The sequence below is a fragment of the Engelhardtia mirabilis genome, from assembly GCF_007748095.1.
In the GTDB taxonomy this organism is placed as follows: Bacteria; Planctomycetota; UBA1135; order UBA1135.
Window position 1 is genome coordinate 766,179 of sequence record NZ_CP036287.1, and the last position, 13,171, is coordinate 779,349.

The 13,171-nt window shown below is 69.8% G+C and carries 12 protein-coding genes; 3 read left to right on the forward strand and 9 right to left on the reverse strand.

From position 1 onward, the window contains the following. Positions 1-13 precede the first annotated feature (13 nt). The 6 genes from Pla133_RS02820 to Pla133_RS25865 all read right to left on the reverse strand — a co-directional run bounded on the left by Pla133_RS02820 (position 14) and on the right by Pla133_RS25865 (position 6,893). Complete coding sequence (locus tag Pla133_RS02820; RefSeq protein ID WP_145062209.1) at positions 14-1,912, reverse strand: ATP-binding protein; 1,899 nt, start codon at positions 1,910-1,912, stop codon at positions 14-16. Between the two features lie 239 nt (positions 1,913-2,151). Further along, positions 2,152-2,628: a hypothetical protein gene (locus Pla133_RS02825; RefSeq protein ID WP_145062211.1), complete on the reverse strand. Its 477-nt coding sequence runs from the start codon at positions 2,626-2,628 to the stop codon at positions 2,152-2,154. A gap of 13 nt (positions 2,629-2,641) precedes the next feature. Next, a complete protein-coding gene (locus Pla133_RS02830) occupies positions 2,642-3,922 on the reverse strand; it encodes a hypothetical protein (RefSeq protein ID WP_145062213.1) in 1,281 nt (426 codons plus the stop codon). Between the two features lie 131 nt (positions 3,923-4,053). Then, on the reverse strand, positions 4,054-5,733 hold the full coding sequence (locus tag Pla133_RS02835; RefSeq protein ID WP_145062215.1) for a pilus assembly PilX family protein: 1,680 nt from the start codon (positions 5,731-5,733) through the stop codon (positions 4,054-4,056). A 3-nt stretch (positions 5,734-5,736) separates the two neighbouring features. After that, complete coding sequence (locus Pla133_RS25860) at positions 5,737-6,342, reverse strand: prepilin-type N-terminal cleavage/methylation domain-containing protein (RefSeq protein ID WP_419192065.1); 606 nt, start codon at positions 6,340-6,342, stop codon at positions 5,737-5,739. Next, a complete protein-coding gene (locus tag Pla133_RS25865; RefSeq protein ID WP_419192066.1) occupies positions 6,339-6,893 on the reverse strand; it encodes a type IV pilus modification PilV family protein in 555 nt (184 codons plus the stop codon). The genes Pla133_RS25860 and Pla133_RS25865 overlap by 4 nt, the downstream gene beginning before the upstream one ends. A gap of 206 nt (positions 6,894-7,099) precedes the next feature. Between Pla133_RS25865 and dctP the strand changes: the two genes are divergently transcribed. Genes dctP through Pla133_RS02855 form a run of 3 tightly spaced genes read left to right on the forward strand, consistent with a single transcriptional unit; the run spans position 7,100 to position 10,685 of the window. Continuing rightward, positions 7,100-8,269, forward strand: a complete 1,170-nt coding sequence (gene dctP, locus Pla133_RS02845; RefSeq protein WP_145062217.1) for a TRAP transporter substrate-binding protein DctP — start codon at positions 7,100-7,102, stop codon at positions 8,267-8,269. A 2-nt stretch (positions 8,270-8,271) separates the two neighbouring features. Then, positions 8,272-9,501: a threonine synthase gene (locus Pla133_RS02850; RefSeq protein WP_145062219.1), complete on the forward strand. Its 1,230-nt coding sequence runs from the start codon at positions 8,272-8,274 to the stop codon at positions 9,499-9,501. Between the two features lie 38 nt (positions 9,502-9,539). Then, positions 9,540-10,685 (forward strand): hypothetical protein, encoded by a 1,146-nt coding sequence (locus Pla133_RS02855; RefSeq protein ID WP_145062221.1) that lies wholly within the window; start codon positions 9,540-9,542, stop codon positions 10,683-10,685. 40 nt (positions 10,686-10,725) lie between these two features. On the opposite strand, the gene Pla133_RS02860 is transcribed toward Pla133_RS02855, so the two are convergent. The 3 genes from Pla133_RS02860 to Pla133_RS02870 are packed head-to-tail and all read right to left on the reverse strand — an operon-like array spanning position 10,726 to position 13,149. After that, positions 10,726-11,226: an MOSC domain-containing protein gene (locus tag Pla133_RS02860; protein ID WP_145062223.1), complete on the reverse strand. Its 501-nt coding sequence runs from the start codon at positions 11,224-11,226 to the stop codon at positions 10,726-10,728. Then, positions 11,219-12,559 carry a TRAP transporter large permease gene (locus Pla133_RS02865; RefSeq protein ID WP_145062225.1) on the reverse strand — a complete coding sequence of 447 codons (1,341 nt, stop codon included), beginning with the start codon at positions 12,557-12,559 and terminating at the stop codon, positions 11,219-11,221. The genes Pla133_RS02860 and Pla133_RS02865 overlap by 8 nt, the downstream gene beginning before the upstream one ends. Next, positions 12,559-13,149 (reverse strand): TRAP transporter small permease subunit, encoded by a 591-nt coding sequence (locus Pla133_RS02870; protein WP_145062227.1) that lies wholly within the window; start codon positions 13,147-13,149, stop codon positions 12,559-12,561. The genes Pla133_RS02865 and Pla133_RS02870 overlap by 1 nt, the downstream gene beginning before the upstream one ends. Between the last annotated feature and the right edge of the window lie 22 nt (positions 13,150-13,171).

Genomic DNA, 13,171 nt, shown 5'->3' on the forward strand with positions numbered 1-13,171 from the left:
GATCCCGGGCGCCTCAGGCGGCCTTGGCCCTCTGCAGGGGGAACTCGAGGACGAACTCGGCACCGCAGCCGAGCCCATCGCTGGTCACGGAGAGGTGTCCACCGAGCTCCGTGGCGCTGTTGGCAGCGGAGTGCAGTCCGAACCCGTGCCCATTCTTCTTGGTCGTGAATCCGTGACTGAAGATGCGCTCGACGTGATCCGGCGCGATACCGAGTCCGTTGTCACGCACGGCGAGGCGCAAGGTGCCGGAATCCGTGGTCTTGACCGAGACGGTCAGGCGCGGCGCGTCGACCCCCGCCTCGGCCACGGACTGGCGGGCGTTCTGGATCAGGTTGACGAGGATCTCGAGCAGCTTGTGCCGGTCGACCGAGACGATGGGCAGGTCGTCGTAGTCACGGACGATCTCGAGGTCCCGGGCCACCGCTCCGGACGCCTGGGCCGTGAGCTCGACGGCCTTGTCGATCTGCTGGCCCAAGTCCAAGGACTCGTCCAGGCGGGACTGTCCGGCGTAGGCCTGCTGAGACGCGACCAACTCGCGGATGTGGTCGACCCCCTCGCGGACGTTGACGAGCTCGCCGGCCACGTTCGAGCGCTCGCTCTCCAGCTCCCGCACCAGGGCCTGAAGGAATGGCAGCAGCTTCTGGCCGCGTGGATCGTCGGCGATGAACGTCGCCAGCTGATCGCCCTGACTCTCGAGCAGCACGACGAGCTTGCTGAGCTGGGGCAGCTTGGATCGCCGCAGGCGGTCGTCCGCCAGCTCCACCCCGAGCACCACGGAATTCAACACGTTGCCGACGTTGTGGAGGATGCCCGTCGCGATCTCGGACATGCCCGCCGACCGCGCGGCGGTCACCACTGCCTCGCGCGAAGCCGCCAACTTCTCGAGCATCGAATCGAACTCGCGGGCCAGGGTGCCGATCTCGTCGTCCCGCTCCATGCCGACGCGGGCATGGGCGTCGTCGGACTTGCCGATCGCGACCGCGTGCTGGGTCAGCGTCGCCAGGGGCTCCAGGACCATCCGACCCAGCAAGCGCTGCAGGACCAGCAGCGTGCCCAGGCCGATCGCCACCGCCGAGAGCAGGGCGTACTGGATGGCGTTGCGGCCCCGAGCCGAGATGGTGCGCGGGAGCTTGGCGCGCAGCAGCATCGCGGGGCGATGCTGGATGTCGTCGAGGGTAGCGAAGGCCTCGAGGTGGTCGTTGTCGATGGCGCGCAGGACCGTGCCGGCGGCCGCGGTGACGTCGTCGCGGATTGCCAGCATCTCCGGGGGAAGCTCGGGCGAATCGAGAGCCCAGACGTCGAGTTGGAGTCCGGTGGAGGTGCCGATCGCCTCCATCCGGGCGCCTGGCAGCAGGCTACCCATCAACAATCGACCCAGCAGCTTGGAGTGGCCAGGCTCGAGGACCGGTCGGGAGCTGACTACCATCGGACCGCGCTCCGTCGACATCAGCCCACTGATCGGCTCGAGGTCGCCGCGCGCCGAGGCCAGCAACGGGTGACTTGCGGCGAGACGTCCCCGGGGGAAGCCCCGCAGGCGGCCCTCCATGCCGGGCGCTTCCGGTCGAATGTCGCTCCACAGCACGCCACCCTCACTGTCGATCACGAAGAGCAGGTCGACCCGCTGCGCGTCGAGAGTGCCCTCGTGCAGCAGGACCCGCTCGTAGGTGTCGTCACTGCGGGCGATGTAGTCGTCCAGGGCGGGGTTGCTGGCCAGACCCGCCGCGAGGCGGTTCAGGTTCTGGACCTCGTTCTCGATCGCGACGACCGTGCGCTTCAAGTCGCGCTCGGCGTGCTCGTGCTCGAGGTCCTCGAAGCTGGGGGTGAGGATCATCCTCTGCACGCCGTGGTCGGCCGCCGCATAGAGGGCGACGAGCACGAGCAAGGTGCGGATGATCTTGAGGCGCAGGGACATCGGGCGGCGTGGGGGGGAGAGCGCGATCCGCGCCCCGCGCCTCGCCGGGTGGCTCGCCGCTGGGGTCGCATCGCGTCAGTTGCCGGAGCCCGCGTCGGGGGCTCGATGGGAAGATCGATTGGAGAGGTGGTTCGCCTTGAGCGAAAGGGGCCGGATGGAGAGCGGGCTCGATGCGGTAGGCGCAGGAGGTGTGGGCAGATAGGCGCCGCCGTGGGAGCGCCTGGGGCTGCGCGGACGGATCAGGCCGCTACGCTTTCCTCGGTGACCGACGATTCGGTCGCGAGAGGCTCCGCCTCGCCCTCACGCAGGGGGCGTGTGGCCTCGTTGACCAGCTTGCAGAGCGTCTGCAGCTCGTCGCCCTGGCGCAGAGCGCAGTCGGCGGGTTTCTCGCCGCGGGCGACCTGCTCCAGGTAACGCTCCAAGCGGTAGACGGGGCCGGCGATGCGGAAGGTGACGAGCACGCCGACCGAGAATGTCAGTGGCAGCAGCACCAGTACCGAGAAGGCCAGCACGCCCATCAGCTCACCCCGCATCTCGCTCAGGACCAGCAAGGCGTCGTTGGGCAGGCGCATGGCGAGGTCGCTGTACATCTGCATGAAGAGCAGGAACTGCAGCAGCAAGCTGGTGAGAGCGACGCCGCCGAAGATGGCGGTCAGCCGGAGCTGGAGTTTGGGCTGGATCAGCTTGATCCGGCGCTTGTGTCGGGTTGTCGACATGGGTGGGTGCGGGTCAGGGCTCGAGGGCGGTCATTGACAGTGCGGTGCGCCAGGCCTCGATGTCCGCAGGCAAGTCGAGGCTCGTGATGTGGCGCAGTGCCTCGAGGGCGCGGGTGCGGACGAGTTCGCGATCGTCGAGCAGCAGCTCGATCAAGCTCTCGCGGGCAATGGGTGAATCCAGAGCCGTCAAGGCCAGGCAGGAGTAGCCCAGCAAGACGTCGTCGTCGCTGCGCCGCAGGACGTGGAGCACCTCCTGCGCCAAGTCGTGACGGCGGTAGCGACGGCCCGCGATCTCGCGCAGGGCTTCGCAGGTCTCGCTGCGACCTCCACCGCGCAGGGCAGCGCGGATCGCAGGCCACTCTTCGGCCCACCAACGCTCGTTGGCGCGCAGCCAGGTGAGCCAACGGAAGTAGTCGTCCTCGAGGGGCAGGCCGCTGACGTGCTGGAGGCTCCAGTGCACGTTGCCACGAACGGCCGCGGACGGCGACTCGAGCAGGTGTACCAGGGTGTCGAGGGCCAGCGGATCCTCGAGGCGACCCGCTGTCAGGGCCGCTTCGCCGAGGCGCCTGTCGTCGTGCTCCAGGTCGAGGAGACGGCGAACCTGACTGCGTACGCGCTCGGAGATCTCGAGCGGATCGAGCGAGCCGATGCGGCCGATGGACGAGAGGATCAGCGGGTCGAGCTCGGGCGCCAGATCCAGGAGGTCCGCCAGGACCTCGACCGAATCGAGCCGGGCCACCGCCGAGATGCCACGCACCAGCGCCTCCCGCAGGGGCATCGAGGCCCGCAGGTAGGTCGAGGCGATGCCCCGCAGGGACGAGGCGCTGCGACGGTGCATGCGCTCCGCGCAGGCCTGGACCGCGCGCGTGACCGGACCGGCGCGTTCGCAGGGCCCCGCCAGCGCGATCAGCAGGTTGACCTCCGCCGACAGCCCGAAGCGCGAGAGGGCGCCGATGCGCGCGCATCGCGCGGTGCCGGTGATCTCGGGCTCGGGCTCGAGCGCCCGGTGGACGTCGGGTCGCGGGAGTTCGGCCAGGACCTCGCTCAAGAGCTCGAACTCGGCGCCTTCGGGCTGCCCCGAGACAGGGTTCGAGGCCAGCCTGTCCAGTCGCGCCAGCACCGTGGGCAGGATCGACTTGCCGAGGGCCACCAGCTCCCGGTGGGCGTCGTCGGTGGCCGAGGCCGTGGTTTGCAGGGCTCGGTCGATGAGCTCGTCGGCCGACTTGGATTGAGCTGCACTGGGCAGGGCAAGGGCGATGAGGGCCAAGAGCGTGCCGGCTGCGGCGCGAGCCATGGCCCTGCCGGTCCGATCCACGGTCGGTCCGCGGAGCGCATCCAAACCGAAGCTCGATGCGAGTGCGAGCAACCTGGAGTGCCCCGAGTCGTGCCTGGCGACTCGCCTTGATCTGGACTGCCGCATCAGTCTCAAAGTCCGAGCGCCCTTGCGGCCTTCTTGACCGCGCTTCTTTCAAGGGCAACCGACGCGGCTGTGGCGTCGTCGAAGGTCTCGACGACCGTGTCAACCAGGCTCCAGTCGAAGGCCGCTTGGTCGCCGTAGTACTTCTTCACCTTGCCCTTGGTGTCGACGTAGACGATGCCCCAGTTGGCGTCCTGGCGCGCCTCGGTCGGCGTCGGCAAGGGCGCGCCATAGGCAGCTTCGCGGTCGCGCATGACGTCCGCGCCGAAAGCCGTCCGGATCGTCTCGGGTGCCTCGACCAGGTGCCAAGCGATGCCGTGCAGCTCCGCTTCGCCCTCACGCAGCAAGGCGTTGTCGAACAGCACCGATGCGTCCTGCCCGACGGTGAGCTGATTGGCCGCGACGGCGCCTGTGTACTGGGCCTGGTTCGCGATCCGCAGGTCGGCCTCGGGTGCGTAGAGTTGCCCGAAGAAGCTGCTGACCGAGTCCAGGTCCAGGGCGCGGTCGAGGGCGCCGTCCCCGTCGAGGTCCACCTGCCCGTCGCCCAGGTAGATGATCGAGAGGCCGGTGGGGTCCTGGGTCAGGTTCTCGAGGGTGGTGCCGGCGCCGACCAGCAGGGTGTCACGGACCCAGATCTCCACGGGGCCTTCGGAGGAGTCGATCTCGAGGCGCGCCCCGTCCTCGAGGACCAGGCTGTCCACGACAAGCCGTGTTCCCGCGGCGAGGGTCAGAACACCGCTCTCGCCGAGCAGCAGGCTGGCGATCGAGCCGCTCTCGCCCGACAGCGTCCTGTGCTCGGTTCCCATCACTTCCAGGTCGCCCAAGGACGCGAGCTCCGGCACGACGAGCGCCGGTCGAAGCATGGGTGTGACCCTCGGAGCGGTCGATCCGCTGACCTCGACCCCCGTCCCGATCTCCACGTTCGAGTCCACGCCCGGAGTCACGTCGCCGGTGATGACCGTGGTGTCCGGCAGGGCCGATTGGAGGTAGACCGGGCCGTTGCTGCCCAGGGTCAGTTCGAGTTCGACCGGCGTGGACGCCGCGACCGAGTTGCTGGTGGCGGCGTTGCCGTTGCTGTTGCTGTTGCCGTTGCCGTTGCCGTTGCCGTTGCCGTTCCCGTTCCCCCTTCCATTCGAGGTCAACGACGAGAGCGGGTCGAGGATCGTCGTGATCACCTCGGTACCCGGGTCTAGGTCGAGCAGGGCGGCCGGAACCTCGGAGTCGTAGGCCCCGATCGAAGCCCCGCTCTCGACGATCAGCGTGCTGTGCCCGAAGATCCCGAGCGCGGCGATCGACGTCGCTTCGGCCTTGATGGCCTGGGCCACGCAGGCCCTCGCCCGCCCGGACAGACCGACGCTGGTCAACTGCCCCAGCCCCGACTCGTCGAACTCGCAGGTGACGAAGAAGCCCCCGTCGCCGAAGGCCGCGGGCACCTTGTCGCTACCGATGTTGCCGGTGCCGCCCTCGCGCAGGAAGCGCAGCCCCTCGGCCAGGCCGGCCTCGGCGATGTAGAAGGCGCGCTGGTGGTCGACGGTGGCGGAGCGCTCCTTCATCGAGTTGACGCTGCCCTGGACCAGCGCCATGCAGAGGGCCGAGATGACCATCGTGATGGCCAGTACGGCTACCAGCGCAGACCCTCGGCGTGAGCAGGGGGATTCGGTGCGGCGTCGAATGCGGGTCTGCGTCATGGCTCAGTTCCTGAATGCGACGCGGGTCTCGTTGTAGACCTCGAAGCGCTTCCCGACACTGTTGACCCGCGCCAGGCTGAGCTGGATCAGGACGCTGCGATTGTCGTCGGCGAGGTGAAAGGCCAGTCCGTACTCGTCGATCAGGCCGTTGTCGTTGTCATCCTCGACGTTCTCGAGGGTCTCGCCGATGGCGGCCTCGGCGACGTACTTGCCCCACACCACCCGTGTCTCGCCCTCCTCCTCCGGGTTGCGGTACCAGAGCACCTGGAAGCCCTCGGCGTCCAGGGCGATGCGCTCGGGGTCGCCCCAAACGGGCTCGCCGTCCTCGACCCCGGTTGCGACCACGAAGTTGATCGTGGGGCTGTGCATCGGCGCCGGGTTCATGGGGTTCATGAGCGCCTGGTCGGCGCCCATCAGCGCCAGGGAGATGCGTTCCAGGGTCTGGTTCGCGATCAGCGCGAGTTGGGCCCGGTCGTCGCTCCGCTGCCGACCGTTCTGGCTGGTGCGCACGAGCATCGATGCATTGACGGCCACGATGGCGAACAGGCTCAACGCCAACATCAGCTCGAGCAGACTGAAGCCGCCCCGGGATCGGCTGTGGTGCCTCACTGCGACACCATCGCGGTCTGGAACCGCAGCTGCCGATTGCCGACGCTGCCGTTCCACTGGATCACGAGCTCGATCGGCAGGATGGTGTAGTTGTCGGAGTGGTCGGCGCTGTCGACGACTCCGTCGCCGTCGAGGTCGCGGGGCAGTCCCAGGCGGGTGTATTGGCAGTCTTCGGCGAGGCGGCCGTCCTGCTCCGGGAAGTGGATCCGACCGACGAAGCCGTCGGCGTCGCCCTCTTGGGGATCGAGCCCGGCCACGGCGAAGCTCGCACCCGGCGCCGTACCGTTCCCACCCGGGTCGTCGGTCGGGTCGCTGTTGTAGGTGGCGAAGATCGCCTCGAAGTCGACTGTCCGAATGGTCTCGAACTGAAAGCGCGCCGCCTCGGCGGCCAGGGCCTCTTCGCTGAGCATCGGGCCCACGCGCGAGGTCGAGCTCATCGTGCTGGACAGGAGGCCCACGGCGACGGTCAGGATGACCATGACGACGGTGACCTCGAGCAGGCTGAAGCCTGATCGACGATGGGGGCCGGGATCTGGGTGCGAGCGGAGCATGGGGGGGCGCTCGAGGCGTGATGGCAATGGTCTGAGGCGCGACGTTCCAGCGGCTTCGACAGCAACGTCCCCGGGCCTTGAGGCCAATGGCTCGAAGGGTTGCTTCGCGCATTGGCTGGAACTTCTTTCCTGGTTTGCAGCCGCTACATTGGGCCGCGACGCGCGTGACGCCTGTGCGACCTCGGCCACAACCGGACCCAACTTCGATGAGCGACAGGATCGACGACTCCCAATCCCCCGGCCGCGGCGCTGGAGACTCCACTGGCACGGGGGGAGCAGGCCGGCGACGGCTGCTCCAACTCGGCCTGGCCGGCGGCGCGGCGGCACTGTCGGGCTGCGGTGGCGGCGGGGGCACGGGACCGGCGGTCCACACGTCCCAGCGCGTGCGCTGGCGCCTGGCCTCGAGCTTTCCCAGCTCCCTGGACGCCATGTTCGGCTCGGCCGAGCTGCTCGCGCGGCGTGTGGCGGCCATGTCGGGCGGCAACTTCGAGCTGCGCTGCTACGAGGCCGGCGAGATCGTCCCGGCGCTCAACGTGCTCGACGCGGTGCAGTCCGGCTCGGTGCAGGTAGGCCAGACCGCGAGCTACTACTACATCGGCAAGAACCCGGCCCTGGCCTTCGACACCTGCGTGCCCTTCGGGCTCACGCCCCGCCAGCAGCAGGCTTGGCTGCGCCAGGCCGGCGGGCTCGAGCTGACGCGAGAGCTCTACGCCGACTTCGGCGCGGTCAACTTCCCGGCCGGCAGCACCGGCGTGCAGATGGGGGGCTGGTTCCGCGAGCCCGTGGGCGGCCCGGAGGACCTGCGCGGCCTGAAGATGCGGATCCCCGGCCTGGGGGGTGAGGTGATGAACGCCCTCGGCGTGCTGGTCCAGAACATCGGCGGCGCCGAGATCTACTCCGCCCTCGAGAACAAGACCATCGACGCCACCGAGTGGGTCGGCCCCTACGACGACGAGAAGTTGGGCTTCTATCAGGTGGCCAAGAACTACCTCTACCCGGGTTGGTGGGAGCCGGGCCCGGAGTTGTCCTTCGTCGTCAATGCCAAGGCCTGGGCGGCCCTGCCGGCGGAGTACCGCGAGATGTTCGAAGTCGCGACGAACGAGGCCGCGATCGCGATGACGGTCAAGTACGACGCCGAGAACCCCGCGGCGCTCGAGCGGCTGATCGGCCATGGCGTCCAGGTCGAGCCCTTCGAGGATTCGCTGATGCAGGCGGCGCGCGCGGCCTCGGAGGACCTCTTGTCGAGCGCCGCGGCGTCGGATGCGGGCTACGCGCGGATCCTCGAGCACTGGCGCGCCTTCCGCACCTCGGCCTTCCGTTGGTTCGGCACCGCCGAGTTCGCCTACGCGCGGACCGCCTTCGGCGGCGGCCGTTGAGCATGGCCAGCTACGCGACCTGGCTCGAGTCCTCGATCGACGGCACGCGCCTGGAACTCGATCGTCTGCAGTCCATGCACGCGGGGCGGCCGCTGCTCGTGCGCTACGACCTCGAGCGCGCGCGGCGCGAGGTCCGGCGTGAGGTCCTGGCGGGGCGCGAACGCGACCTGTGGCGTTACGGGGAGCTGCTGCCCGTGCAGCGGCGGGAGAACATCGTCTCCCTCGGCGAGCAGGCCACGCCGCTCTTGGCCTGTCCGCGCCTGGGGGCGCAGCTCGGCCTCGAGCACCTGACGATCAAGGACGAGTCGCACCTGCCCACGGGCTCCTTCAAGAGCCGCGGCATGGCCCTGGCGGTCAGTCGCGCGAAGGAACTCGGGGTCACCCGTCTGGCCCTGCCCACCGCGGGCAACGCCGGTGGTGCGGCCGCGGCCTACGCGGCGCGCGCCGGGCTCGAGTGCTACGTGTTCATGCCGAAGGACACGCCCCTGGTGAACCGCCTCGAGGCCGGGCTGCATGGCGCCAAGGCCTTCCTGGTGGACGGCTTGATCGACGACTGCGGCAAGGTCGTGCGCGAGGGCGCCGAAGCCATGGGTTGGTTCGACCTGTCGACCCTCAAGGAGCCCTACCGCCTCGAGGGCAAGAAGACCATGGGGCTGGAGCTGTGCGAACAGCTCGACTGGACCCTGCCCGACGTGATCCTTTACCCGACCGGCGGCGGCACCGGCCTGGTCGGCATGTGGAAGGCCTTCGACGAGCTGGCCCGGCTCGGCTGGCTCGAGGGCGAGTGGGCCGACGGCCGCCGCCCGCGCCTGTTCGCCTGCCAGTCCGCCGGCTGCGCGCCTATCGTGCGCGCCTTCGACGCCGGCGAGCGCCACGCGCTGCGCTTCGAGAACGCCGCCACGGTCGCCAGTGGCCTGCGCGTCCCCGCTGCCGTGGGGGACTTCCTGATCCTCGACGCCGTGCGCGCGAGTGGCGGGCAGGCCCGCGCCGTGGCCGAGGAGCGCCTGTTGCCCTGGATGTTCCGCGCCAGCTCCGCCGAGGGCCTGGGCATCTGCCCCGAGACCGCCGCGTGCTTCGCGGTGCTCGAGGACCTCGTGAACGAGGGAGTCGTCAGCCCCGAATCGCGGGTCGTCGTGTGGAATACCGGGGCCGCCCAGAAATACGTCGAAGCCCTCGAGGCGCCCCTGCCCGAGCTGCCGGCGCTGGGCGACATCGATTGGGCTGCCCTCTGACAGTCGGGCCCTCGGCGCCCTTCTGCACCTGCCGACCCATGCTCGCCCTCACCCTGTTGACCGCCCTGGTCCCCCTCGCCCAAGCAACTCCCGCCGCCCGCGAGCTGCCGGAAATTCGGGGCCTGACGACCGTGCGCGGCGGCGTCGCGTTCCACCGCCCTCCCGCCGCACGACTTCCCGAGGGCTCCATCGGCGGTCGACCCCAGGAAGAGCTGGTCCTTTACTGGCCCTGCCACCAGCTCCTGGTCGAGGCCGACTTGGGCGTCCCCGAGCAGGCCCGCGCCGTCGATCGCTTGGTGGGCAAGGTGGCGCGCCTCGACCTGCGCGTGAGGGTGTTGGTGGTGGACCTGGGCGAGCGCTCCCTGGACGAGCTGGACTGGCTCGTCTGGCGCGAGGGCTGGTTGACCGAGCCCCTGGCCTTCACCACCGGTCTGGAGCCCGGCTTCGTGGCCGGCACCCCGGGCTGGCGGCTGTTCTCGGGGATCGAACCGGACTTGGGCAACGCGTTCGCGACGACCGTCGCGCCCGGCTGGGAGGAGCCCGCGCCCGCCCTGGAGGGCTTCTCCCTGGAGGATGCCGCGGCGATCCCGCGATTGGTGGAGGACCACCTCGAGGTGCTCGACGACGGCTACGAGGGGCGCCTGGGACGCAAGCTGGCCCGGGCCCTGGCGAAATTGGAGGTCGCCGACTTCATGGACGAGGTGAAGGCGGAGACCGATCGACTCCAGCGGGATGTCGACGGGGGAGACCTCGGCGCCGCGCTCCACGGTGCCGCGCGATCGCTGGCCACGACGGCCCTCAGGACCGGACTGGTCACGGTCCTCACGGAGAAGCTGCTCGAGATCGAGCTGCTGCTCCGCATGGGTCAGCCGGAGGATGGCTTCGAGGTGCTGGAGTGGACCAAGCGCTCCTTCGGCGATTTGGCCGAGGGCCTCGAGCCCTCGAAGGACATGGCCGAGGCCTACTCCGGCGCAGGCCGCAAGCACGGCAAGACCCTCGAACGCGTCCTGCGTCTCGGCGCCAGGACCGACCCGGCCGAGGTGCGCCAGGAGCTGGTCGAGCTCCTGTCCCAGGCGGACCTACCCCCGCCCGTCGCCGCCCGCGCGCAGCACTACGTGGACCTGATCGACCGCTTTGCAGCGTCCCCCGGGCCGGCGACCGGTGGGGGCGAGGGAAGCGACTGACGGCGGCGGATCCTCGCAGCTCGCATTGCGGCGCAGCCGACTACGGCAACACCGCCGGCGCCCGCTCGATGCGGATCGCCGCGCCGTCGCGCAGCTCGCCGCCCTCGAGGATCGCGGCGCGCACGCCGCCGCGGCGACGCAGGAGGGTCAGGCTGTCCAGCTCCAGGAGGCGGTCGAGATGGGCGCAGGGCGGGCAGGTGCCCGTGACGCGCACGAGCACCGTGCCGATGCGCAGGTGGGCGCCGACCAGGGCGCGCAGGTAGAGGCCGCTGACCACCAGGTTGCGCCGCAGGTCGCCGGGCGCGAGGTCGCGACCGCTCGCCGCGCGTAGGTGCTCGACGGCCTCGGCCGTGACGAGGGTCAAGTCGCGTCCGTTCGGGTTCGGCACCGGGGTGAAGGTGCCGGCCCCGTTCGCATAGCGATCGCCCTCGAGTCCGCGGCCGGGGATGGCTCGCGCGATCTCGACTTGCCGAGGCTGTGCGGTCGCGCGGGCCGCGATCCAGATCGACTCGAGGCGCGCGCCCATGGCCTTCTCACTCACCCCCCGAGATCAGCGCGGTGACCAGCTCGGGGAAGGCGATCACCAGACCCAAGGCCACCAACTGGATGGCGATGAACGGCACCGCACCGCGGTAGATGGCCGAGGTGGGGATCTCCTTGGGCGCCACGCCACGCAGGTAGAACAGGGAGAAGCCGAAGGGCGGGGTCAGGAACGAGGTCTGCAGGTTCATGGCGATCATCACGCCGAACCACACCATCTGATCGTCCTCGATCCCCAGGGCCCGCGCGGCGGGCGCGATCAGGGGCAGGATGATGAAGGCGATCTCGAAGAAGTCGATGAAGAAGCCGAGTAGGAAGATCGCCACGTTGGCGACGATCAACAGTCCCACCACGCCACCCGGCAGGCCGGTCAACAGGTCCTCGATCCACACGTCGCCGTAGACGCCGCGGAAGACCAGCGAGAAGGCCGTCGAGCCGATCAACAGGAACACGACCATGGTCGTGAGCCGCATGGTCTCGCGCGCCGTTCCGCGCAGGGCGGCGAGGGTGAAGCGGCCGCTGACCGCCGCCAGGAGGCACGCGCCGAGGGCGCCGAGGGCCCCGGCCTCGGTGGGGGTGGCGATGCCTGCGAAGATGCTGCCGAGCACCACCAGAATCAGGGTCAAAGGCGGCAACAGCACGCGGACCACGTCCAGGCCCAGGGAGCCGGCGGCCTCGGCGCGCTCGGCGGCGGGGATCGCGGGGGCCAGCTCCGGCCTAAGGAAGGCCACCGCGACCACGTACAGGGCGAAGAAGCCCGCCAGCATCAGCCCCGGCACCAGGGCCCCGACGAACAGGTCTCCGACCGACAGGCCGAGCTGGTCGCCGAGCACCACCAGCACCACGCTCGGCGGCACGATCTGACCCAGGGTGCCGGAAGCGCAGATCACGCCGGTGGAGAAGCTCGGCGCGTAGCCGTAGCGGGTCATGATCGGCAGGGAGATCATGCCCATGGCGACCACCGATGCGCCCACCACGCCGGTCGCCGCCGCCAGCAGCACGCCGACGAAGACCACCGCCAGGGCCAGGCCTCCACGCATGGGGCCGAACAGGAGGCCGACGGTGCGTAGCAGGTCCTCCGCCAGCTTGGACCGCTCCAACATCGTCCCCATCAAGATGAAGAAGGGCACGGCCAGCAGCACCTGGTTGCCCATCACCCCGAACACCCGTTCGGGGAAGGCGAGCATGAAGGTCCACTCGAAGTAGCCGGTGGCGACGCCGATGGCGGCGAACAGGAGCGACGTGCCGCCCAGGGAGAAGGCCACCGGGTAGCCGCTGAAGATCAGCAGGAACACGACCCCGAACATCAGCGGGCCCAGCCAGTCACCGCCCATCAGCGTCCGCCCTCCACGCCGCCCGGTTCGGTGGCCGTGGGGTCGAGCTCTTCGAGGCCGACCTCCTGCGGGCTGCGGCCGGCCAGGACCGCGACGCGCTTGACCGCCTCCGAGAGGCCCTGCAGCAGCAGCAGGGCGAAGGCCAACAGCACCACGGCCTTGATCGGCCAACGCGGCAGCCCGCCCGGGTCGGGGGAGACCTCGCCCACGGCGATCGACTCGCGCACCGCCGGCCACGAGGCCCACAGGGCGAAGACGCAGAAGGGCACCAGGAACAGCAGCGTGCCGACCAGGTCGATCCAGGCCTTGCCGCGGACTCCCAAGCGGCCGTAGAGCACGTCGACCCGCACGTGGGCACCCGAGCGCAGGGCCCAGGGGGCGCCGAGCAGGAAGACCAGGCTGAACAGGTACCACTGCAGCTCGATCCAGGCGTTGGAGCTGAGCTGCAGGTCGACGAAGCGTCCGGTGTAGCGGGCCAGGGCGTTGAAGGCGCCGACGGCCACCATCAGGGCGGTCAGCCAGGCCACGAAGCCGCCGACACGCCGATTGAGGGCGTCGACGAGGCCGGCGGCTGAGAGGAGTCCGTCCATCGGGGCGCGGAGACTAACGCAG

Excerpts from the sequence above, each read along its gene's own strand:
- dctP (WP_145062217.1), top strand. The coding sequence starts at position 7,100 with ATGAGCGACAGGATCGACGACTCCCAATCCCCCGGCCGCGGCGCTGGA.
- Pla133_RS02825 (WP_145062211.1), bottom strand. The coding sequence starts at position 2,628 with ATGTCGACAACCCGACACAAGCGCCGGATCAAGCTGATCCAGCCCAAA.
- Pla133_RS02855 (WP_145062221.1), top strand. The coding sequence starts at position 9,540 with ATGCTCGCCCTCACCCTGTTGACCGCCCTGGTCCCCCTCGCCCAAGCA.
- Pla133_RS02850 (WP_145062219.1), top strand. The coding sequence starts at position 8,272 with ATGGCCAGCTACGCGACCTGGCTCGAGTCCTCGATCGACGGCACGCGC.
- Pla133_RS02820 (WP_145062209.1), bottom strand. The coding sequence starts at position 1,912 with ATGTCCCTGCGCCTCAAGATCATCCGCACCTTGCTCGTGCTCGTCGCC.
- Pla133_RS02835 (WP_145062215.1), bottom strand. The coding sequence starts at position 5,733 with ATGACGCAGACCCGCATTCGACGCCGCACCGAATCCCCCTGCTCACGC.
- Pla133_RS25865 (WP_419192066.1), bottom strand. The coding sequence starts at position 6,893 with ATGCTCCGCTCGCACCCAGATCCCGGCCCCCATCGTCGATCAGGCTTC.
- Pla133_RS02830 (WP_145062213.1), bottom strand. The coding sequence starts at position 3,922 with ATGGCTCGCGCCGCAGCCGGCACGCTCTTGGCCCTCATCGCCCTTGCC.
- Pla133_RS02870 (WP_145062227.1), bottom strand. The coding sequence starts at position 13,149 with ATGGACGGACTCCTCTCAGCCGCCGGCCTCGTCGACGCCCTCAATCGG.
- Pla133_RS02865 (WP_145062225.1), bottom strand. The coding sequence starts at position 12,559 with ATGGGCGGTGACTGGCTGGGCCCGCTGATGTTCGGGGTCGTGTTCCTG.